This is a genomic window from Streptomyces sp. NPDC107550, assembly GCF_055639095.1.
This window is the reverse complement of sequence record NZ_JBVKBC010000003.1, coordinates 335813-357336: the sequence shown is the minus strand read 5'-3', so window position 1 is coordinate 357336 and position 21524 is coordinate 335813. Positions and strand designations below refer to the sequence as shown.

The following is a 21524-nucleotide window of genomic DNA, read 5'->3' as shown; positions in this document are numbered from 1 at the left end:
TGCTTGCTACGTTCCCGGCATGACCGGTTCAAGGGGCTCCGGCGCACGGAGCCCGGCAGGAACGCCAGCACCGTCCGCGGTCCCCGCCGTGCGGGTGCCCCGGCGCCGGGGCACCGAACTCGCGCTGCTCGTCCTCGCCGTACTGCTGAGCGTGTACGGGTACTGCGATGTCGGCCTCGCCAAGCACGGCACCGTCCCGCCCGGCGCCGCCGGTTACGGCGCCGGGCTCGGCGTGCTCGCGCTGCTCGCGCATCTCGCGGTGCGGCTGCGGGCCCCGTACGCCGATCCGCTGCTGCTGCCGATCGCGGTGCTGCTCAACGGGATCGGCCTGGTGCTCATCTACCGGCTCGACCTCCAGACGCCCAGCGACGAGGCGGCGCCCACGCAGCTCGTGTGGTCGACGCTGGGGGTGGGCCTGTTCATCGTGTGCGTGGTGTTCCTGCGCGATCACCGGGTGCTCCAGCGGTACGCGTATCTGTCGGTGGTCGCCGCGCTGGCCCTGATGATCCTGCCGATCTTCTTCCCGGCGGTGAACGGGGCGCGGATCTGGATCAGGATCGGCGCGTTCTCCATCCAGCCGGGCGAGTTCGCCAAGATCCTGCTCGCGGTCTTCTTCGCCAGCTATCTCGCCGCGAACCGTACGGCCCTGCGCTACACCGGCAAGCGGCTGTGGCGGCTGCATCTGCCGACGATGCGGGTGCTCGCGCCGATCCTCGCCATCTGGCTGATCAGCGTGGGCGTCCTCGTCCTGGAGACCGATCTCGGTACGTCCCTGCTGTTCTTCGGCCTGTTCATCGTCATGCTGTACGTGGCGACCGGGCGGGGGAGCTGGATCGCCATCGGGGTGCTGATGGCGGCGGCGGGCGCGTTCGTCGTGGCGTCGTTCGAACCGCATGTGCACAGCCGGGTCCAGGACTGGCTGCATCCGTTCGCGTCGATCGACGCGGGCGACGGGCCGGGCCAACTCGCCCAGTCCCTCTTCGCGTTCGCGGCCGGCGGGATGCTCGGTACGGGGCTCGGGCTCGGGCACTCCATCCTCATCGGGTTCGCCGCGAAGTCCGACTTCATCCTGGGGACGGCCGGCGAGGAACTGGGCCTGACCGGGCTGACCGCGATCTTCCTGTTGTACGCGCTGCTCGTGGAGCGGGGATACCGGGCGGGGCTCGCGCTGCGCGACGCGTTCGGGCGGCTGCTCGCGGTGGGCCTCGCGTCGATCGTGGCGCTCCAGGTGTTCGTCATCGCGGGCGGGGTGATGGGCCTGATCCCGCTGACCGGTATGGCGATGCCGTTCCTCGCGCAGGGCGGCTCGTCGCTCGTCACCAACTGGATCATCGTCGCGCTCCTGGTGCGGATCAGCGACCGCGCCCGCGCCGCGCTCGTACCCCCGGACGCCGTGGAGGGCGCCCCGTGACCAAGTACATCCGCCGCGCCTCCGCGTTCTGCCTGGTGCTGCTGATCGCGCTGCTCGTCAACGCGGCCCGCGTCCAGGTCTTCGAGGCGGGCTCCCTCGACGACAACTCCGCGAACCGGCGCACCACCATCCAGCGGTACGGGCAGCCGCGCGGCGACATCCTGGTGCAGGGGCACACGGTCACCGGCGCCAAGGACACCAAGGAGGCGCTGCGCTACGAACGCACGTACAAGGACGGCCCGTTGTACGCGCCCGTCACCGGGTATGCGTCGCAGACGTACGGGACGACGTTCGTGGAGAGCGCCGAGGACGAACTCCTCTCGGGGACGGATCCGATGCTGTCGGCGATCCCGTTCTGGCACGAGATCTCGCGTACGCAGGAACCCGGCGGCAACGTCGTCACGACGGTGAACGCCGCCGCGCAGCGGGCCGCGTACGAGGGCCTCGGCAGCCGCAAGGGCGCCGTCGCCGCCGTCGACCCGACGACCGGCGCGATCCTCGCCCTCGTCTCCACGCCGTCCTACGATCCCGGGGTCATCGCCGGTACGGGGCCCCGGGCGACGCGGGCCTGGTCGCGGCTGACCGGCGATCCGGACCAGCCGATGCTCAACCGGGCGATCCGGCAGACGTATCCGCCGGGCTCCACGTTCAAGGTCGTCACGGCGGCGGCAGCGCTGGAACACGGGGTGGTCGACGGCATCGACTCCCCCACGCGGACGCCCTCCCCGTACACGCTGCCCGGCACGCGCACCACCCTGAGCAACGAGTCGTCCTCCGCCGCCTGCGAGAACGCCTCCCTCGACTACGCCCTCACCGTCTCCTGCAACACCGTCTTCGCCAACCTCGGCGTGCGCGTGGGCCTGCCCGACATGATCCGCACGGCCCAGAACTTCGGCTTCAACGACGGTTCCCTGCGCGTCCCGATGACGGCCGCGCGCTCCAACTTCGACACCGTCATGAACAAGTCGCAGCTCGCGCTCTCCTCCATCGGGCAGTACGACACAGCGGCGACGCCGTTGCAGATGGCGATGGTGGCGGCGGCCGTCGCCAACGGCGGCACGGTGATGCAGCCGCACCTCGTCGACCGGACCACCGATCACGCGGGCAACACGGTGTCCACGACGGGCAGTCGTACGTACAAGCAGGCCATGTCCCCTTACACGGCTACGCAGTTGCAGCAGATGATGGTCGATGTCGTCGAGAAGGGCACGGGGACGAACGCGCGGATTCCCGGGGCGGTGGTGGGCGGCAAGACGGGCACGGCCCAGAACGGGGTCGGCAACGAGGGCGTTCCCTATGCCTGGTTCCTGTCGTACGCGCAGGGGGACAAGGCGGGGGCTCCGCAGGTCGCGGTGGCGGTGGTGGTGGAGGATGCGGAGGCGGATCGGGCGGATGTCAGTGGGGGCGGTAGTGCGGCGCCGATCGCTCGCGCGGTCATGCAGGCGGTGCTCCACACCAGCACGGGGTAGCTGCCGCTCCGGAACGGCCCCTCAGGCAGACGTTCACCTGTGGGTGGGCGGGGGCTGACCGCGCAGTTCCCCGCGCCCCTATCGGGGCGGACCTGTGCGTCGTCGTCTGCGGGTGCGTGGGGCTTCTCGCGCAGTCCCCCGCGCCCCTGAAGCATGCACTTCGTGCAGCTCCCCCTTGGGGAAGCGGGGCTTCGCCCCAGCTTCCCCAAGGGGGAGGGTGCGACGCAGTCGCCCCTCCAGGGGCGCGGGGAACTGCGCGACCAGCCACGACGAAAGTCGAGGACGAGAGACCACGGGCAGGCCCACCTTCCTGCCAAGGAACGCGGGGCACTGGCTGAGCCGGCTGTAACAACCACCCCCGTCAAGCCCCACCCTCCGCAATCGTCGCCGCCACCTCCTCCACCCGCCCCGCCTCCTCAGAGGCAAACCGCTCAGCGTCCAGCCGCTCCGCGACCTCCTCGTCCTGCGCCATCAGCAGATCGAGATTGGAGTCCCCCATCTCGAACACCCCCATGTCCACGTACGCCTGCTGCAACCGCTTCCCCCACAGCCCGATGTCCTTGACGCACGGCACGATCCGCGAGAACAGCAACTGCCGGAACAGCGCGAGGAATTCGGACTGCTCGGTGTACTCCTCGGCCTGAGCCGGCGGGATCCCGAAGTCCTCCAGGACCTCGACCCCCCGCAACCGGTCCCGCATCAGATAGCACCCCTCGATGACGAACTCCTCGCGCTCCCGCAGCTCCGCGTCGGTGAGCTGCTTGTAGTAGTCGCGCAGGGCCATCCGCCCGAAGGCGACGTGCCGGGCCTCGTCCTGCATCACGTAGGCGAGGATCTGCTTGGGCAGCGGCTTGTCCGTGGTGTCGCGGATCATGCCGAACGCGGCGAGCGCGAGCCCTTCGATGAGGACCTGCATGCCGAGGTAGGGCATGTCCCAGCGGGAGTCGCGCAGGGTGTCGCCGAGGAGGGCCTGGAGGTTGTCGTTGATGGGGTAGAGCAGGCCGATCTTCTCGTGCAGGAAGCGCCCGTAGATCTCGGCGTGCCGGGCCTCGTCCATGGTCTGGGTGGCGGAGTAGAACTTGGCGTCGAGGTCGGGGACGGACTCCACGATGCGCGCCGCGCACACCATCGCGCCCTGCTCGCCGTGGAGGAACTGGCTGAACTGCCAGGAGGCGTAACTCCTGCGCAGTTCGGCCTTGTTCTTCTCGGTCATCTTGGCCCAGTGGGGGGTGCCGTACAGGGACATCGCCTCGTCGGGCGTGCCGAGCGGATCGTACGGGTCCACCTCCAGGTCCCAGTCGATGCGCTTGGCGCCGTCCCACTGCTTGTCCTTGCCCTTCTGGTAGAGGGCGAGCAGGCGGTCGCGCCCGTCGTCGTACTCCCAACTGAAGCACGCCGAACTGGCGGACGGTACCTGCCAGTTGGACTCGCCCGGTGCCCTGGTGTACAGCTCATGCGTCGCCATGACGGCAGGCTCACACGCCGCCTGACGCCCGGTCAACGAGTCGTGCGCGAGGGATTGACGCCTTTACTGACGCGCAGTCTCATAAAGAGTGACCGTCGGTAACTCACACAGAAGCGGGTTCGAGCCATGACGACCATGACGCGGGACGAGGCACTGGACGGCCCCCGGGACGCCCTCGGCCTGCTCAAGGACCGCGAGCAGGTGGCCGAGCGACTGCTTGAGTCCTCCGCGCGGCACTCCTTCGACCCGGACAAGGAGCTGGACTGGGAGGCGCCGTTCGAGGACGGCAAGTGGTTCTGGCCGCCGGAGCTGGTCTCGCTGTACGGCACGCCGATGTGGGAGCGGATGAGCGAGGAGCAGCGGATCGACCTCTCCCGCCACGAGGCCGCCGCGCTGGCCTCGCTCGGCATCTGGTTCGAGCTGATCCTGATGCAACTGCTCGTACGGCACGTCTACGACAAGCCCGCGACCAGCGCGCATGTGCGCTACGCGCTCACCGAGATCGAGGACGAGTGCCGGCACTCGAAGATGTTCGCGCGGCTGATCCAGCGCGGCGCGACCCCGCACTATCCGGTGGCCCGCGCCCATCACCATCTGGGACGGCTGTTCAAGACGATCTCGACGACGCCGGGTTCGTTCACGGCGACGCTGCTCGGGGAGGAGATCCTCGACTGGATGCAGCGCCTGACGTTCCCCGACGAGCGAGTGCAGCCGCTGATCCGGGGCGTGACGCGCATTCATGTGGTCGAGGAGGCCCGTCATGTGCGGTACGCGCGTGAGGAGTTGCGGCGCCAGATGGTGTCGGCGCCGCGCTGGTCGCGGGAGTTCACGCGGCTGACGTCCGGGGAGTTCGCGCGGGTCTTCTCCGTGGCCTTCATCAACCCCGAGGTCTACACGAACGTGGGGCTGGATCGGCGGCAGGCGATGGCGCAGGTCAGGGCGAGCGCGCACCGGCGGGAGATCATGCGGACGGGCGCGAAGCGGCTCACGGACTTCCTGGACGACATCGGCGTACTGCGCGGCCCTGGCCGGAAGTTGTGGCAGTCGTCCGGTTTGCTGGCCTGACGGGAGACGGGGGGTGACGGCTACTGTGCCGGGCATGACCTCGGCCACCGGCACGCCCCCGCCCAGACGGCTCCGCGTCGAGGTGCGGCGCGCCCAACTCCTCGACACGGCCCTGGGTCTGTTCGCGCACCGGGCGCCCGAGGACGTGACGCTCGACGACGTGGCGGAGGCGGCGGGGGTGTCCCGGCCGCTCGTCTACCGCTACTTCCCGGGCGGCAAGCAGCAGTTGTACGAGGCGGCGCTGCGTTCGGCGGCCGACGAGCTGAAGCTGTGCTTCGCCGTCCCGGCGCAGGGGCCGCTGACCGCGCGGCTCGCGGGGGCGCTGGACCGGTATCTGGCGTTCGTGGACGGGCACGACCGGGGGTTCGCGGCGCTGCTGCGGGGCGGCAGCGTGGTGGAGACGGGCCGGACGAGCGCGATCGTGGACGAGGTCCGCCGGTCGGCCGCGGCGCACGTCCTGAGCCATCTCGCGGTGACCGACGCGGGCCCGCGCCTGCGGATGACGGTCCGTATGTGGATCACGGCGGTGGAGGCGGCGTCCCTGATCTGGCTGGACGAGCACAAGCGGCCGCCGCTGCACGAACTGCGCGACATGCTCGTCGACCAGTTCGTCGCGGCCCTGGCCGTCACCGCCTCCCGCGACCCCGAGTCGGCCGCCCTCGCCCGCCGGGCCCTCCTGCTCGAACCCACCGACGGACCGGTCGCCCGACTGGCCCGCCGCACCCTCACCGCGCTGGAGGGGCCGGTCCACGGGAGACACTGACCCGGTGAAGAGTCAGGAGACACTGACCCGGTGAAGAGTGAAGAGATCCCGTTCGTCGGAGGGCCGCTCGACGGGCGCGTACTGGACGTACTGGCGACCGCCACCGGCAATCCGCCCAAGGTGTACCGCGTGCCCGTCCCCGGCACGGACGGCGGCGAGGCGGGCACCGTCCTCGTGTACGAGCGGGAGCCCGTGCCCGGGCGGCGCGCGGTGGGGCTCGTCCGGTGGCGGTACGTGTTCCGGCCCGACGGAAAAGCCGGCCGCAGCGTGCGCTGGCCCTGGTCGAAGGGGCGGCCGGAGAAGTAAAGGGGGCGCGCCGGGGGCCACCGGGAGGGGTGGCCGGGTTGGGCCGTTTCGCGGAGTCGTCCGCGCGCGGCGGCCCGGTCGGTGCTGGGGTTCACGGTGCGGGACCGGGCCGGCCGGTCGCCCGCACCGGAGGTGGACAGGTGTCAGGCAAGCTCGTGCGGTGGGTGTGCACGGCGGCCGTCGCGGGCGCCCTGCTCGCGCCGGAACCGGCGGGCGCCGCACCCGGACCCGGCCCCGGGCCCGAGGGGGAGCAGTCGGTGGCCGCCCTCCTCACCGATCTGCGGACGCTGTACCAGCAGGCCGAGGAGGCCACGGAGACGTACAACGCGACGGCGGAGGAGCTGCGGCGCAGACGCGCGGAGGCCGACCGGCTCGGGACGCGGCTGGCGAGCGCCCGCGGCGCGCTGTACCGCAGCCGGGAGGCGGCCGGGCGGCTGGCGCGGGAGCAGTACCAGGGCCGCAGCGACATCTCCCCGTACGTACGGCTGCTGCTGGCCCGCGATCCGCAGCACGCGCTCGACCAGGGGCATGTGCTGCTGCGGGCGGCGAAGGAGCGGCAGGCGGCGGTGGACCGGCTCGCGGGGCGCGAGAAGAAGGCCGACGACCTGGCGACGAAGGCGCGGGCCGCGCTGGACGACCAGCTCCAGCTGGCGCAGCGGCGGAAGAAGGACCGGGACGCGGTGCAGAACCGGCTGCGGGACGTCGAGGGGCTGCTCGCGTCGCTGACCCCGGACCAGCTCACGGCGGTGAACGCGCTGGCGGACGCCGACACGGCCGACGCGCAGCGCCGCCTGGTGACCTCGGGCGCGCTGGGCAAGGCGGCGCGCTCCCCGTCGCGGGAGGGCGCGGCAGCGGTGGAGTTCGCGCTGGCGCAGGTCGGCAAGCCGTACGTGTGGGGCGCCGAGGGCCCGGACACGTACGACTGCTCGGGGCTGACCTCGCAGGCGTGGGCGCACGCGGGCCGGCCGATCGCCCGCACCTCGCAGGAGCAGTGGGCGACACTGCCGCGCGTGCCGCTGAACGAGCTGCGGCCGGGCGACCTGGTCGTGTACTTCCCGAAGGCGACGCACGTGGCGCTCTACCTCGGCGACGGCCTCGTCGTCCAGGCCCCGCGCCCCGGGGCGACGGTCAAGGTCTCCCCCATCGCGGCGAACCCCCTGCTCGGCGCGGTCCGCCCGGACCCCACCGCTCCCCCGCTCCCCGACTACGACCCCCCGCTGCTCCCCCCGAACGCGACGAACGGCGACGACACCGGGTACGCGGACCCCGGTGCGCCGCCGTCCTCGGACGAGAGGCCGTGAGGCGCTACTGCTGCGTCACCGACGCGAGGTACGCCTCCGTCTTGGCCGGGTCGTAGAAGAAGTTCTCGAAGTCGGCCGGGTTGTTGAAGCCGTTGGCGAAGCGGTCGGCGACGGGCTGGAGCTGGCCGGCCGCGCCGATGAGGTTGAGGACGTGCTCGGGCGGGGCCTGGAGCATCGTGTTGGTCCACTTGGTGACGTGCTGGGCGGTGTCCCAGTAGCGGTCGAACGTGGACTGCATCCACTCCTCGTCGAAGGGCTTGTCGCCGTGTTCGACGATGGAGGCGAGGTAGGCGGCGGCGCACTTGGACGCCGAGTTGGAGCCCTGGCCGGTGACCGGGTCGTTGGCGACGACGACGTCCGCGACGCCGAGGACCGCGCCGCCCGAGGGGAGGCGGCCGATGGGGTTGCGCACGGTCGGGGCGTAGCGGCCGGCGAGGGTGCCGCCCGCGTCGGTCAGTTCGACCTTGGTGGCGCGGGCGTACTCCCAGGGGGTGAACTTCTCCATCAGCTCCAGCGTCAGCGCCAGGTGCTCGGAGGGGTCCTTGATGCCCTTGAACGCGTCGACGGGCCCGCCGGGGATGCCCTCCCAGAACAGGATGTCGGCGCGGCCGGACGTGGTGAGCGTCGGCATGATGAACAGCTCGCCGACGCCGGGTACGAGGTTGCAGCGTACGGCGTCGAAGTCGGGGTGCTCGGGGCGGACGCCGAGGCCGTGGACGTAGGCGACGGCCAGCGCGCGCTGCGGCTCGGTGTACGGGGAGCGGGACGCGTCGCGGCCGAACATCGACACCAGTTCGCCCTTGCCGGCGGAGACCAGCACGAGGTCGTAGGTGCGGGAGAAGTAGTCGAGGTCGGAGACGGCGGCGCCGTGGATGACGAGCTGCCCGCCGCGCTGGGCGAAGGTCTCCATCCAGCCGGCCATCTTCACGCGCTGGTCGACGGACTGGGCGTACCCGTCGAGCTTGCCGACCCAGTCGATGGCGCGCTGGGTGGGGCCCGGGTCGTGGGAGCCGGGGGCGGCGACGGAGACGCCGAGGCCCTCGATGCGCGGGGCCTGGGACTCCCAGAAGTTGAGCTGGAGGTCGCGCTCGTGCTGGAGCGCGGTGTGGAACATGCACTGCGTCGACATGACCCGGCCGGAGCGGATCTCGTCGGCGGTGCGGTTGGACATCAGGGTGACTTCGTAGCCGTGGGACTGCAGGCCCAGGGCGAGCTGGAGACCGGACTGGCCGGCTCCGACGACGAGTATCTTGCGCGACATGATCGTGCCTCTAACTGATGACTTGCGTGACGGCAGGGGGGTGGCTATTCGGGCGTGACGTCCAGGGCGTGGCCGACCAGCGACAGCAGGGTCTCGACGACCGATATGCGGCGCCGCGCGTCCATGATCAGCACCGGTACGTGCGGGGGCACGGTCAGCGCCTCGCGCACGTCGTCGGCGTCGAACTCCTCGGACCCGTCGAAGTGGTTGACGGCGACCACGTACGGCAGTCCGCAGCTCTCGAAGTAGTCGAGCGCGGGGAAGCAGTCGGGCAGCCGGCGCGTGTCGGCGAGGACGACCGCGCCGATCGCGCCGCGCACGAGGTCGTCCCACATGAACCAGAACCGCTGCTGGCCCGGCGTGCCGAACAGGTACAGGACCAGGTCGTCGTCGAGCGTGATGCGGCCGAAGTCCATGGCGACCGTGGTGGTCGTCTTGTCGGGCGTGGCGGTGAGGTCGTCGGTGTCCTCGCTCGCCGTCGTCATCAGCGCCTCCGTCTGGAGGGGCTGGATCTCCGACACGGCGGTCACCAGGGTGGTCTTGCCGACGCCGAAGCCGCCCGCCACGACGATCTTCGTGGCGATGGGGGCCCGGGTCCGGTCCGTCTGCCAGGCCTGCAACTGCTCCTCTTCGTCGAGGAGTCCCGTGACGTCAGAGACGGCGGAGTCCACTCAGCACCCTTTCGAGCAGCGCCCGGTCCGGCTGTCCCGGGCCGTGACCGGTTCCGTACACGCGGATCTTTCCCTGGTCGGCGAGGTCGCTCAGCAGGACGCGGACCACACCGAGGGGCATCTTGAGGAGGGCGGCGATCTCGGCGACCGTGCGCATACGGCGGCACAGTTCGACGATGGCGCGCATCTCCGGCATCACACCCGCGAGCGTTCCCTTGCCTATTTCTAGGCGCTCGTCGGGGGCTTCGAGGGCGGCGACGAACGTCTCGACGAGCAGCACGTGCCCGAAGCGGGTACGGCCGCCGGTCAGGGAGTAGGGGCGTACGCGGGCGGGTTTGCGGTCGCCGCCGCGTACGGGAAGTTTCGCACTGGTCACCGTGTGCTCTCCATGGAGTGGCGCAGTTCGCTGCGGAGTTCGGGCGTCAGGACGTGCCCGGCACGGCCGACGAAGAGCGCCATGTGGTAGGCGACGACGCTCATGTCGCAGTCCGGGGTGGCGTGCACGCCGAGCAGGGAGCCGTCGCTGATGGCCATGACGAAGAGGCTGCCCTCTTCCATGGCGACCATGGTCTGCTTGACGCCCCCGCCGTCCATCAGCTTGGCGGCGCCGATGGTGAGGGAGCCGACGCCGGACACGATGGTGGCCAGGTCGGCGCTGGAGCCCTTGGGTCCGCCGGTGCGGTCGACAGGGGCCTGATTGTCCCTTCCGGGGTCGGAGGAGAGCAGGAGCAGCCCGTCCGACGAGACGACGGCGACGGAGAGCAGCCCTGGCACCTCCTCGACCAGGTTGGTCAGCAGCCAGTGCAGATTGCGGGCTGCGGAACTCAGTGCTGGGTTGTTGAGTGCAGGGGTGGGCGCAGTCAACTGCTTGCCTCCTCGGCTGTGTCCCCCTTGGCTTCTCCGATACGTGCTGGGTTGTCGGCGAGTTCGGCCTCGACCTCGCGGCGGCCCTCCTGGGCGCCCCGGTGGAAGCCGCCGAGCCTGCGCCGCAGCGCCTCCGCGTCGACGGAACCGGCGCGCGGCTTCGCGGCGGGCGCCGGTGCGGCGATCTTCGGGGTGCGCTTGGGCAGGCCCTTGTCGGTGACGCGGTCCCAGGCGGGCGCGTCCGGCCCGGACCGCTGCGCCGGTACGTCGGCGCTCGCACCGGTACCCGTCTCGGCGGTGGTCGGCGCGTCGACGGGGGTCTGGGGGGCCGCGGCCGGCTCCGGCGCGGTGCGGCCGGGCACGCCCTGGCCGGGCACGATCCGCTCGGGCAGCGGGCCCGGGGACGGCTCGGGGCCACTGGGGCCGCTGGGGCTGCCGAGTGCGGCGGCCGGCGGTGCCGTGTGGCCGCGCGTGGGCTCGGCCGCGCCGGGGTCGGGCGTCCGCTCGTGCGCGTCCGCGTCCGCGTCGGGCTCCGGCTCGGGCGTGCGCTCCGGCGCGGGCTCGGCGGCGGTCCGCGCGGGCAGGGGCGGGACGGGCGGGGCGACCAGCTCCATGGTCGTCTCGGACTCGGACTCGCGCGGGGTGTACGGGTCAGGGGTGTACGGGTCCGGGGTGGCCCGGGTGCCGTACGGGTCGGCGCTGTCCTCGGGGTCGTACGCGCCGGGGGTGCCGGCGGTGTCGTACGGCTCCGGGTCGGCGTCGGTGGCCGGGTCGTCGGTGGCCGGGGCGGCGCTCGTGTCCGCGTCGGCGTCGGCGCCCGGGCCCGTGGCCGGGTCGGCGGGGGGCGCGGCGGCTTCGCGTACCGCCTGCTCGGCCGCCTCGATGAGCGGGTCGCCCTCGGGGGCGGCGGGGCCCGGACGGCCGTCGAGGACGTTGGAGTTGGCCTCCGCCTCGGAGCCGGGCAGGTGCACGGCCGGGGCGCCGCCCGGTACGGGGACGGCCGGGGGCGCGGACACGGCGGGCGGGGCGGCGAGCAGCGCGGTGGGCAGGACGGCGACGGCCGCGATGCCGCCCTGCTTCTGCTCGCGCAGCCTGACGCGTACGCCGTGCCTGGCGGCGAGGCGGGCGACGACGTACAGGCCGAGGCCGAGGCCGTCGCTGTCCTCGGGGTCGTGGGCCTGCTCGGCGTCGAAGGAGGACAGGCGGGCGTTCAGCTCGCGCATGCGGTCCTCGGCCATGCCGATGCCCTCGTCCTGGACGGAGAGCATGACCTCGCCGTTCTCCAGGAGCCAGCCGGAGACCTCGACGGCGGCGTCGGGCGGCGAGAACGACGTCGCGTTCTCCAGGAGTTCGGCGATGAGGTGGCTGAGGTCGTCGGCGGCGAACCCGGCGATGTGCGCGTGCGGCGGCAGCGCGGCGATACGGACCCGCTCGTAGCGCTCGATCTCGGAGACGGCGGCGCGGGCGACGTCCACCAGGGGGACGGACCCGGCGTGCTGCTGGCCGTGCTCGGCACCGGCGAGGACCAGCAGGTTCTCGCTGTGGCGGCGCATGACGGTGGCGAAGTGGTCGAGCTTGAACAGCGTGGCCAGGCGCTCGGGGTCCTGCTCGCGCTCCTCCAGGTTCTCGATGACGCCGAGTTGGCGCTCGACGAGCCCGAGGGTGCGCAGGGCGAGGTTGACGAACGTGCTGTGGATGGAGTGCCGTACGCGCTCCAACTGGGCGCCCGCCTCGGCCAGTTCGGCGCGCAGCGCGTCGCGGTCGTCGGCCATGCGCTGCCGCTCGCCGATGAGGTGCTTGCGGTCGGACTCCAGGGTGCCGACGCGGTCGGTGAGGGCGACGGCGTGGGCGTGCAGCGCGTTGACCGAGCGGACGACCTGGGCGAACTCGTCATTGCGGCCGGTGAACTTGACCGGTTCCTCACTGGCCGGGGCGGCGCTGACGCGGGCGGCGCCGATGCGCAGCGCGGCGAGCGGGCGGGTGAGGGAGCGGGCGGCGCCCATGGCGACGCCGAGCGCGGCCAGCAGGCAGACGCCGACGAGGGCGATGCGGATCTCCAGGGCGGTGACGTCGTCGTCGCGCAGGTGCTCCAGCGACTTGACGCGCTGGTCGCCGAGGGCGGACTCGGCGCCGCGCATCAGGTCGATGCGGGAGGTCAGCGCGGCCTGGACGCTCTTCTTGCTGAGGCCGAGGTCGTCGTCGCCGAGGGTGGGCGCGTCGGTGAGCCGCTTGAGGTAGCTCTCGGCCTTCGCGGCGTCGGTGCCGGTGACGGTCGCGTCGTAGGCGGCGACGGAACGGGCGGGGGCGGAGTCGCGGAAGTCGTTCAGCGCGGCCTGTTCGCGGACGCGGGCCTGCTGGGCGGCGGCGCTGAGCGCGTCCTGCTGCTTGCGGTCGGAGCTGCCCTCCCCGACGACCGTGCGGGGCAGCCCGGTGACCGGGTCGACGGTCGTCGTGGTGTCGGTGGAGCGCGGTACGGAGAAGGCCGCGAGGAGCAGACCCCGGGCGGCCGAAGCCTGCTCGACGGCGCGGTCGAGGTCGGCGAGGGCGTGGGCGCCGGCACCCGCGCGGGCGGGCATGCGGTCGGCCAGCCGCTCGGTGAGCCGGTGCAGGGCGGTGACGGCCTCGGAGTAGGCGGCGTGGGCGTCGAGCGCGCTCTCCTTGCCGGTGAGGGCGGCGCGGCGGACGGCCGTGATGTCGTCGATGGTGGCGCGCAGCGAACCGGTGGCGTCCTGGCGCAACTCGGTGACCTGGCGGTCGACGCGCCCGCTGCGCTCCTCGCTGAGGCCCTGGCCCTTGGGGCGGCCGGCGGCGATGTAGGCGGTGACCTCGTCGCGTTCGTCGGCGAGGGCGTGCGAGAGGGCGACGGCGCGCTGGGTGCGGGTGGCGTCGTCGACGAGGCTCTGGGACTCGCTGACGGCGGAGGAGGCGGTGAGGATCGCGGGGGCGCCCGCTCCGGCGACGGCGGCGGCGACGACGGCCACGGCGATGATCAGCCGGGACCGCACCCGGACCCGCTTGCCCTTGCCCACGGGGGGCGCGGCGGGGGCCGAGGAGGCGGCGGGGCCGGGGCCGGTGGAGCCGGGGCCACTGGGACCTGAGCCCGAGCCGGCGGGGCCCGAGCCGGCGGAGCCGACGGCGGCAGAACCGGCGGGCGCGGGCGCACCGGAAGACAGAGGAGATCCGGAAGGCATGGGGGACCCGGAGGACATGGGGGACCCGGCAGCCGTAGAAGACCCGGAGGACGCGGGAGATCCGGAAGGCGCGGGGGCCGGGGTCATGGGATCACCCGGTACGGGGCCGCGCGCCCAGGGCGCCGCACTCGCTCCCGCCTCACCGGCACCGTCCGCCCCAGCAGGTCCGACGACCTTGTCACCACCGGAGGTCTTCCGCACGATCTGGCGCTCGCAATCCTGACTCGTCCTACCCATGGGCCCGGATGACGGTCCGTCAACACGCGCGCCCCCCTGGCATGGCTCCCGACCCTTCCAGCGCGGGTGGGCAGGGGGCGTACATCGTCCGGCCCGCCACCCGAAGGAGTGAACATCGAGCGGGAGTTGGGGGGCAAGTTCCCCGGGCACGGTCACATCATGCACACAGCGCGCCGGTTGGACGTCTCCCGCAGGCTTTGGCAGGATGCCCCGCCACGCGCCGACGGAAGTGATCATTCCGTCCCAAACCAGGCCCCTCACCAGCGGGTACAGGCCACCTCGCGGCTTTCGGCCAGTCTTGTGAAGGGGTCGTGCAGACTGGCCAGATGCGCATCGATCTGACCACCGACCCCGGTGATGCTGCCCGCCCGAACGAGGACTACGCATCCGTCGCGGTACCGGCGTACGGACAGGGCGGGACGCTGGTCGTCCTGGACGGCGTCACTCCGCTGCTCACGGACGTGGGCTGCCGTCACTCGGTCCCGTGGTTCACGGCCCGGCTGGGCGGCGCGCTGGCCGAACTGTCCGCTTCACGCCGGGATATGACGTTGCGTGACATCCTCGCGGCCGCCATCGCCCGCACCGCCGACGCTCACCGCGAAACGTGTGACCTTTCTCACCCGCGTACGCCTCAGGCGACCGTCGTCGTGGCCCGCTGGGACGAGGAGCACGTCGAGCATCTGGTGCTGTCGGACTCCGCGCTCCTGGTGGAGTCGCCGCAGGGCCGCGTCACCGCGCACCTCGACGACCGGCTGGCCCGCGTGCCGCGCGCCGCCCTCGTCTCGAACGAGGTCGCCGACGCCACCGTACGCAACAAGGAGGGCGGCTTCTTCACGGCCGCCGCCGACCCGGGGGTCGCCGCCCGCGCCGTCACCGGCGCACTCCCCCGCGCCGAGGCCCGCGCGCTCGCCGCGCTGACGGACGGGGTGAGCCGCTGGGTGGAGACGTTCGGCGAGGGCGACTGGGCCGACCTGTTCACGCTCGTACGCAAGGAGGGCGCGGAGGCGACGGTGGCGCGGGTGCGGGCCCTCGAGGACGCGGACGCGCACTCCCGTACGTATCTGCGGGGCAGCAAGACGCACGACGACGCGACGCTCGCGTACGTGGAGCTGTGAGACACCGCCGTGTGGCCGGCCGGCTCAGCCCTCGGCGGATTCGTTCAACTGGTGGAGCAGTCGCGCCAGTTCCGCGACCTCGGCGCGGTCCCAGTCGGCGAGCTGGCGCACGTACCGCATCCGGCGCGCGTCGCGCACGCGGCGGAAGTGGCTCTGCCCGCGCGCGGTGAGCGAGATGAGCCAGGCACGCCCGTCGGCCGGGTCGGGCTCGCGGGCGACGAACCCGAGGTCCTCCAGGGCGCGCAGCTGCCGGCTCATGGTGGCCTTGCCGACGCCGACGTACCCGGCGAGTTCGGTGGCGCGCTGCGCGCCGCAGTCCTCCAGGCGGGCGAGCAGCCCGTACGCGGCCGGTTCCAGGTCGGGGTGGACCTCGCGGGCCATCTCGCCGGAGGAGGCCCGGGCGCGGCGCAGGAAGACGGTCAACTCCCGCTCCAGCGCCAGGAATTCGTGGTCCACACCAGCCGGCACGGCAGCGGATTTCGTATCGAATTCCGCATTCCGCCGCGCGCTGTTCCCGTCTTCGTGCACGTCAGCACCCATGGCTTGAGTTTCCCCGGGTTTCCCGAATCTGAAAGTTTTCGCCAATCGCCGCCATCTGCGCAGCTCCGCCAGTATTTCGCAGGAGTAGACCAACGGCAGCATCCAGACCCTCTTCCCACGCTCGGGTCTACATGCGTAGCGTCAGTCCTGGCATGTTCATTGCAGCGCCCCATCGCCGGGACATGCCACACGGCACAGGCCGTACCGCACACGCGGTACAAGCACAGGTCGTACCGCACCGGCCGTACAGCACCGCCGTACAAGCACAGGTCGTACCGCACAGGTCATCCCAGCACAGGTCCCCGATCAGCACGCTGATCCCCCACGAGGCCTCCGGAGGCATCCCATGCCCGTGCACAGACCCAGCTCCCCCAGCTCCTCCCCCCGCCGCCGCTTCGGCCGCACCCGCGCCGGCGCGGCGGGCGCTCTGCTCGCGGCGTTCTCCCTCTTCCTCTCCCTGCCGGGCACCGCCCAGGCGGCCGACGTCCCGGCGCGCGGTGAGGCGTACATGGGCATCGGCGTCGCCGCCCACGACGGTGACACCGGCAAGCCGCCCATGACCCGCGCCGTGCAGACCGAGGGCGTCGACGTCAGCGGCCACCAGGGCAACGTCGCCTGGCCCACCCTGTGGAGCAGCGGCGTCAAGTGGGCCTACGTCAAGGCCACCGAGGGCACGTACTACACGAACCCGTACTTCGCCCAGCAGTACAACGGCTCGTACAACGTGGGCATGATCCGCGGCTCGTACCACTTCGCCACCCCGGACACCACGAGCGGCGCCACCCAGGCCAACTACTTCGTGGACCACGGCGGCGGCTGGTCCCGCGACGGCAAGACGCTGCCGGGCGCGCTCGACATCGAGTGGAACCCGTACGGCGACGCCTGCTACGGCAAGACGCAGAGCGCGATGGTGACCTGGATCCGGGACTTCCTGAACCAGTACAAGGCGCGCACCGGCCGCGACGCCGTCATCTACACGGCGACGAGCTGGTGGACGCAGTGCACCGGCAACTACGGCGGCTTCGCGGTGAACAACCCGCTGTGGATCGCCCGCTACGCCTCCGACGTCGGCACCCTGCCGGCCGGCTGGGGCTTCTACACGATGTGGCAGTACACCTCGTCCGGCCCGACGGTCGGCGACCATGACAAGTTCAACGGCGCGCTCGACCGCGTCCAGGCACTCGCCAACGGCTGATCCGTCTCCCGTACGCGCCGAGGGCCCGGTCCGCGACTCGCGGACCGGGCCCTCACCCGTCCCCTTCCGTTCCCGTACGGGAGCGGGGGCGCCGGCGTCAGGCGGCGACCGGCAGCTCCCGCTCGGCGCCCGCCTCGGCCGGGGTCAGGGCCAGCTCCAGGACCTGGCGCACGTCCGAGACCGGGTGCACGTCGAGCTTGTCGAGGACCTCGGCGGGGACTTCGTCGAGATCCGGCTCGTTGCGCTTGGGGATGATCACGGTCGTGATGCCGGCCCGGTGCGCGGCGAGCAGCTTCTGCTTGACGCCGCCGATGGGCAGCACGCGCCCGGTCAGCGACACCTCGCCGGTCATCGCCACGTCGGTGCGGACCAGCCGCCCGCTGAGCAGCGAGGCGAGGGCCGTCGTCATGGTCACGCCCGCGCTCGGTCCGTCCTTGGGGACCGCGCCGGCCGGGAAGTGGATGTGCACGCCGCGCTCCTTCAGGTCCGCGACGGGCAGCTCCAGCTCCGCGCCGTGCGAGCGCAGGAAGGAGAGCGCGATCTGCGCGGACTCCTTCATCACGTCACCGAGCTGACCGGTCAGGGTCAGCCCCGCCGCGCCCGTCTCGGGGTCGGCGAGCGACGCCTCGACGTACAGCACGTCGCCGCCCGCGCCGGTGACCGCGAGACCGGTCGCCACGCCCGGTACGGAGGTGCGCCGCTCGGCGGGCTCCTGCGCGGACTCGGGGACGTGGTGCGGGCGCCCGATCAGCGGACGCAGATCGTCGGCGGTGACGGTGAACGGCAGTTCCCGCTCGCCCAGTTCGTGCTGGGCCGCGACCTTGCGCAGGACGCGGGTGACGGACCGCTCCAGGTTGCGCACGCCGGCCTCGCGGGTGTACTCGCCGGCCAGCTTGCGCAGGGCGTCGTCGCCGATGACGACCTCGTCCTTGTCGAGCCCCGCGCGGTCCAGCTGGCGTGGGACCAGGTGGTCGCGGGCGATGACGATCTTCTCGTCCTCGGTGTAGCCGTCGAGGCGGACCAGCTCCATGCGGTCGAGCAGCGCCTCGGGGATGGACTCCAGGACGTTGGCCGTGGCGAGGAAGACGACGTCGCTCAGGTCGAGTTCGACCTCCAGGTAGTGGTCGCGGAACGTGTGGTTCTGCGCGGGGTCGAGGACTTCGAGGAGGGCGGCGGCCGGGTCGCCCCGGAAGTCGGAGCCGACCTTGTCGATCTCGTCGAGCAGGACCACCGGGTTCATCGACCCGGCCTCCTTGATCGCCCGCACGATACGGCCGGGCAGGGCACCGACGTACGTACGGCGGTGGCCGCGGATCTCGGCCTCGTCGCGCACGCCGCCGAGGGCGACGCGGACGAACTTGCGGCCCATCGCGTGCGCCACACTCTCGCCGAGCGAGGTCTTGCCGACGCCAGGGGGGCCGACCAGGGCGAGCACGGCGCCGCCGCGGCGGCCGCCGACCACGCCGAGGCCGCGGTCCTCGCGGCGCTTGCGCACGGCCAGGTACTCGGTGATGCGCTCCTTCACGTCGTCCAGGCCGAAGTGCTCGGCGTCGAGGACCTCGCGGGCGCCGCGGATGTCGTACGCGTCCTCGGTCCGCTCGCTCCACGGCAGCTCCAGGACGGTGTCGAGCCAGGTGCGGATCCAGGAGCCCTCGGGGGACTGGTCGCTGGCCCGCTCCAGCTTGTCGACCTCCTTGAGGGCGGCCTCGCGGACCTTCTCGGGCAGGTCGGCGGCCTCGACGCGGGCGCGGTAGTCGTCGGACTCCTCGCCCTCCTGCTCGCCGTTCAGCTCGCGCAGCTCCTTGCGTACGGCTTCGAGCTGGCGGCGCAGGAGGAACTCGCGCTGCTGCTTGTCGACGCCTTCCTGCACGTCCTTGGCGATGCTCTCGGCGACGTCCTGCTCGGCGAGGTGCTCGCGGAGCTGGGCGGTGGCGAGCTTGAGGCGGGCGACCGGGTCGGCGGTCTCCAGGAGCTCGACCTTCTGGGCGGTGGTGAGGAACGGCGAGTAGCCGGAGTTGTCGGCGAGCGCGGAGACGGTGTCGATGGCCTGCACGCGGTCCACGACCTGCCAGGCGCCGCGCTTCTTCAGCCAGTTCGTGGCGAGGGCCTTGTACTCCTTGACCAGCTCGGTCACGGCCCCGGGCAGCGGCTCGGGCACGGTCTCCTCGACCGTGGTGCCCTCGACCCACAGGGCGGCGCCGGGGCCGGTGGTGCCCGCGCCGATACGGACCCGGCCCACGCCCCTGATGAGCGCGCCGGGGTCGCCGTCGGCGAGGCGGCCGACCTGCTCGACGGTGCCGAGCACGCCGGTGTTGGCGTAAGTGCCGTCGATGCGCGGAACAAGCAGCACCTTCGGCTTGCTGGTGGTGGTGCGGGCGGCGGCCTGCGCGGCCTCCACCGCGGCGCGGACGTCCGCGTCGTTCAGGTCCAGCGGGACCACCATGCCGGGCAGCACGACCTCGTCGTCGAGCGGCAGCACGGGCAGGGTGAGCGGTGTGGACGTCGAAGCCATGATCTCCCCTTCGGCAGTCAAGTTGAGCTATGTGGACTCAATGCTCGGGCGCCCCCGAATGTTCCTGAACCCCTGTTCGCTCTGAGCGATCACCCCTGTGGCGACGCCGACCCCGCCCACTACTGTCGACTCACGTAAGGGACGCGATGCAATTTCACCTATTACGGAGAGATGGCCGGGGAGGGGTACGGATGCTGAATGACCTGCGCTTTTCGGGCGCCACGCTCGTACGGGACTGGGTCGACGGGTGGGTCCTCTCCCGCGGGGCCGCTCCCCCGCGGGTCGAACCCTGGGGCTACACGATCCAGGTCGGCCTGGAGCAGCACGTCGGACGGCACGTCGTCGGGGCGGTCGGGGACGATGTACGCGAGGAGGACGTGCGGGCGGTGGCGGGGGCGACGCGGGCGCTGACGACGCAGCTCAAGGTGTTCGCCGAGCCGGAGCGGGTCGTGCCGTGGCTCGGGGCGGGGTGGGAGCCCTTCGGGAGCGGCGACTACCTGATGCGGACCCGGCTCGGGCCCGGGCCGGTGCCGGAGGTTCCCGCGGGGTACGGGCTGCGGGTCTGGACCCGGGGTGGCGTGACGCGGGTGCTCGTCACCGACGCGGAGGGGTCGTTCGCGGCGCGGGGGCAGGTGGCGGTGGTCGGGGCGAGTGCGGTGGTCGATCAGATCGAGACGGCGCGGGGGCATCGGCGGCGGGGGCTGGGGGCGGTGGTCATGCGGACGTTGCACGCGGGGGCGTGGGAGCGGGGGTGCGTGTCCGGGGTTCTTGCGTGTACGCCTGAGGGGCGGTTGCTTTATGAGGCGCTGGGGTGGGGGGTGGTGGCGCCGCTGACCAATGCGCGCTTCGTGGGCGGGTTCGGGGTCACCCGGGGTTGATCAGCTCCCCGCGCCCCTAGGTGAGTGGGCCTGCCCGTGGTCTTTCGTCCTCGACTCTCGTCGTGGCTGGCCGCGCAGTTCCCCGCGCCCCTGGGTGAGTGGGACCGCCCGTAGATTTTCGTCCTCGACTCTCGTCGTGGCTGGGCGCGCAGTTCCCCGCGCCCCTGGAGGGGCGACTGCGTCGCCACCTCCCCCTGGGGCAGCGGGAGGGGCGACTTCGTCGCCCGCCCCCACTGGGAAGCTGGGGCGAAGCCCTGCTCCCCCCAAGGGGAAGCTGCACGAAGTGCATGCTTCAGGGGCGCGGGGAACTGCGCGAGAAGCCCCACCCACCCGCAGAAAACAACGCACGGTCGTGCCCCGAAGGGGCGCGGGGAACTGCGCGACCAGCCCCCACCGGGCCGCAGGTGATCACGCACGAGGTGTGCCCCGACAGGGGCGCGGGGAACTGCGCAGAACGGTGACTTCAGCTGGCGCCCGCTGAAAGGTTCCCTCAGTCGTGGCTAGCCCCTCGGAGAGCGTCGGCGGATCAAGGGCCACGTCGCCACCCCGATGGCCAGCGCCAGCAGATGCCCCCAGTTCGTCATGGGGTCGGTGAAGGCCAGCAGGTCTTCGAAGAGCATCGCCCCGAACACCCCGAGCACGACCCACCGCAACCACGGCGTGAGCAACCCCGCCAGCGCCCCCACACTCGCCGCGACCCCGAAACTGATCCCGTAGTCGAGCCGGTGCAGGGAGCTGTCCGGCAACTGCCCCGCCATGACGGACAGCCCCACGGGCACCTCCGTGGCGAGGGTGGCGAGGACATGCCCGAGCAGGAAGACCGCCGCGGTCCGCAGCCCCCCGATACGCCGTTCGAGCCCCGTCAGCACGACGACGAAGGCGATGACGAACGGGGACGTGATCCCGCCCGCGATCCACAGCGCGCTCGCGCCGAGAACGATCAGCGGCGCCCGCACCAGATGGGCGACATCGGTGCTGGACGCGTGCAGCACGGCCGACACGGTGCGCGGATCGCCGAACTCCGTGAACAGGGACGTGCCGATGAGCACGAGCGCGTAGAGGAAGGTGAAGGGCGTGCCGAGCGGCGTCGGCAGCGGCAGCCACGCGCGCGGGCGCGACGACCGGTGCTCGGGGGGCGCGCAGTCCGGTGCTACGCCGGCGACGGCCTCCGCCGCGGCGACCGGCTCCCGTACGGGGAGCGAGGGCTGCGCGGGGATGCCATCGAGCAGGGCGGCGGCGGGAGCGGACGCGGAGGACACGGAAGGCACGACAGACGCGGC

Annotated in this window: 18 protein-coding genes; 9 read left to right on the top strand and 9 right to left on the bottom strand. The window is 72.2% G+C overall.

Annotated elements, in window-relative coordinates; genetic code table 11:
* Nucleotides 1–19 precede the first annotated feature (19 nt).
* On the top strand, nucleotides 20–1411 hold the full coding sequence (locus ACZ7LY_RS06655; RefSeq protein ID WP_471623415.1) for an FtsW/RodA/SpoVE family cell cycle protein: 1392 nt from the start codon (nucleotides 20–22) through the stop codon (nucleotides 1409–1411).
* Nucleotides 1408–2880, top strand: coding sequence for a penicillin-binding transpeptidase domain-containing protein (locus tag ACZ7LY_RS06650; protein WP_471623414.1), 1473 nt, complete (start codon nucleotides 1408–1410; stop codon nucleotides 2878–2880). Before ACZ7LY_RS06655 ends, ACZ7LY_RS06650 begins: the two co-directional genes overlap by 4 nt.
* 361 nt (nucleotides 2881–3241) lie before the next feature.
* On the opposite strand, the gene ACZ7LY_RS06645 is transcribed toward ACZ7LY_RS06650, so the two are convergent.
* Nucleotides 3242–4345, bottom strand: a complete 1104-nt coding sequence (locus ACZ7LY_RS06645) for a ferritin-like domain-containing protein (protein WP_471623413.1) — start codon at nucleotides 4343–4345, stop codon at nucleotides 3242–3244.
* Between the two features lie 126 nt (nucleotides 4346–4471).
* Between ACZ7LY_RS06645 and ACZ7LY_RS06640 the strand changes: the two genes are divergently transcribed.
* From ACZ7LY_RS06640 to ACZ7LY_RS06625, 4 genes are all read left to right on the top strand, one after another.
* Nucleotides 4472–5410: an AurF N-oxygenase family protein gene (locus ACZ7LY_RS06640; protein ID WP_471623412.1), complete on the top strand. Its 939-nt coding sequence runs from the start codon at nucleotides 4472–4474 to the stop codon at nucleotides 5408–5410.
* A 34-nt stretch (nucleotides 5411–5444) separates the two neighbouring features.
* Nucleotides 5445–6173 (top strand): TetR/AcrR family transcriptional regulator, encoded by a 729-nt coding sequence (locus ACZ7LY_RS06635; RefSeq protein ID WP_471623411.1) that lies wholly within the window; start codon nucleotides 5445–5447, stop codon nucleotides 6171–6173.
* Nucleotides 6174–6203: 30 nt separating this feature from the next.
* Entirely contained in the window at nucleotides 6204–6479 is a 276-nt protein-coding gene (locus tag ACZ7LY_RS06630; RefSeq protein WP_471623410.1) for a hypothetical protein, read from the top strand.
* A 140-nt stretch (nucleotides 6480–6619) separates the two neighbouring features.
* Entirely contained in the window at nucleotides 6620–7780 is a 1161-nt protein-coding gene (locus tag ACZ7LY_RS06625) for a C40 family peptidase (RefSeq protein ID WP_471623409.1), read from the top strand.
* A 4-nt stretch (nucleotides 7781–7784) separates the two neighbouring features.
* Here the strand turns inward: ACZ7LY_RS06625 and ACZ7LY_RS06620 are convergent, their stop codons facing one another.
* The 5 genes from ACZ7LY_RS06620 to ACZ7LY_RS06600 are packed head-to-tail and all read right to left on the bottom strand — an operon-like array spanning nucleotide 7785 to nucleotide 13605.
* Nucleotides 7785–9041 (bottom strand): styrene monooxygenase/indole monooxygenase family protein, encoded by a 1257-nt coding sequence (locus ACZ7LY_RS06620; RefSeq protein ID WP_471623408.1) that lies wholly within the window; start codon nucleotides 9039–9041, stop codon nucleotides 7785–7787.
* Nucleotides 9042–9085: 44 nt separating this feature from the next.
* Nucleotides 9086–9712 (bottom strand): GTP-binding protein, encoded by a 627-nt coding sequence (locus tag ACZ7LY_RS06615; protein ID WP_471623407.1) that lies wholly within the window; start codon nucleotides 9710–9712, stop codon nucleotides 9086–9088.
* Nucleotides 9693–10088: a DUF742 domain-containing protein gene (locus ACZ7LY_RS06610; protein WP_471623406.1), complete on the bottom strand. Its 396-nt coding sequence runs from the start codon at nucleotides 10086–10088 to the stop codon at nucleotides 9693–9695. Before ACZ7LY_RS06610 ends, ACZ7LY_RS06615 begins: the two co-directional genes overlap by 20 nt.
* Nucleotides 10085–10576, bottom strand: a complete 492-nt coding sequence (locus ACZ7LY_RS06605) for a roadblock/LC7 domain-containing protein (protein ID WP_471623405.1) — start codon at nucleotides 10574–10576, stop codon at nucleotides 10085–10087. The genes ACZ7LY_RS06610 and ACZ7LY_RS06605 overlap by 4 nt, the downstream gene beginning before the upstream one ends.
* Nucleotides 10573–13605: a sensor histidine kinase gene (locus ACZ7LY_RS06600; RefSeq protein WP_471623404.1), complete on the bottom strand. Its 3033-nt coding sequence runs from the start codon at nucleotides 13603–13605 to the stop codon at nucleotides 10573–10575. Before ACZ7LY_RS06600 ends, ACZ7LY_RS06605 begins: the two co-directional genes overlap by 4 nt.
* A 725-nt stretch (nucleotides 13606–14330) precedes the next feature.
* Here ACZ7LY_RS06600 and ACZ7LY_RS06595 point away from each other — a divergent pair.
* Nucleotides 14331–15119, top strand: coding sequence for a protein phosphatase 2C domain-containing protein (locus ACZ7LY_RS06595; protein ID WP_471623403.1), 789 nt, complete (start codon nucleotides 14331–14333; stop codon nucleotides 15117–15119).
* Between the two features lie 24 nt (nucleotides 15120–15143).
* Here the strand turns inward: ACZ7LY_RS06595 and ACZ7LY_RS06590 are convergent, their stop codons facing one another.
* Nucleotides 15144–15647, bottom strand: coding sequence for a MarR family winged helix-turn-helix transcriptional regulator (locus ACZ7LY_RS06590; protein ID WP_471623509.1), 504 nt, complete (start codon nucleotides 15645–15647; stop codon nucleotides 15144–15146).
* Nucleotides 15648–16005: 358 nt separating this feature from the next.
* Here ACZ7LY_RS06590 and ACZ7LY_RS06585 point away from each other — a divergent pair, with 358 nt between their 5' ends.
* Nucleotides 16006–16854 carry a lysozyme gene (locus ACZ7LY_RS06585; RefSeq protein WP_471623402.1) on the top strand — a complete coding sequence of 283 codons (849 nt, stop codon included), beginning with the start codon at nucleotides 16006–16008 and terminating at the stop codon, nucleotides 16852–16854.
* Nucleotides 16855–16951: 97 nt separating this feature from the next.
* Here the strand turns inward: ACZ7LY_RS06585 and lon are convergent, their stop codons facing one another.
* Entirely contained in the window at nucleotides 16952–19366 is a 2415-nt protein-coding gene (gene lon, locus ACZ7LY_RS06580) for an endopeptidase La (protein ID WP_471623401.1), read from the bottom strand.
* A gap of 191 nt (nucleotides 19367–19557) precedes the next feature.
* Between lon and ACZ7LY_RS06575 the strand changes: the two genes are divergently transcribed.
* Nucleotides 19558–20244, top strand: coding sequence for a GNAT family N-acetyltransferase (locus ACZ7LY_RS06575; protein ID WP_471623400.1), 687 nt, complete (start codon nucleotides 19558–19560; stop codon nucleotides 20242–20244).
* 500 nt (nucleotides 20245–20744) lie between these two features.
* On the opposite strand, the gene ACZ7LY_RS06570 is transcribed toward ACZ7LY_RS06575, so the two are convergent.
* Nucleotides 20745–21503 carry a rhomboid-like protein gene (locus tag ACZ7LY_RS06570; protein ID WP_471623399.1) on the bottom strand — a complete coding sequence of 253 codons (759 nt, stop codon included), beginning with the start codon at nucleotides 21501–21503 and terminating at the stop codon, nucleotides 20745–20747.
* Between the last annotated feature and the right edge of the window lie 21 nt (nucleotides 21504–21524).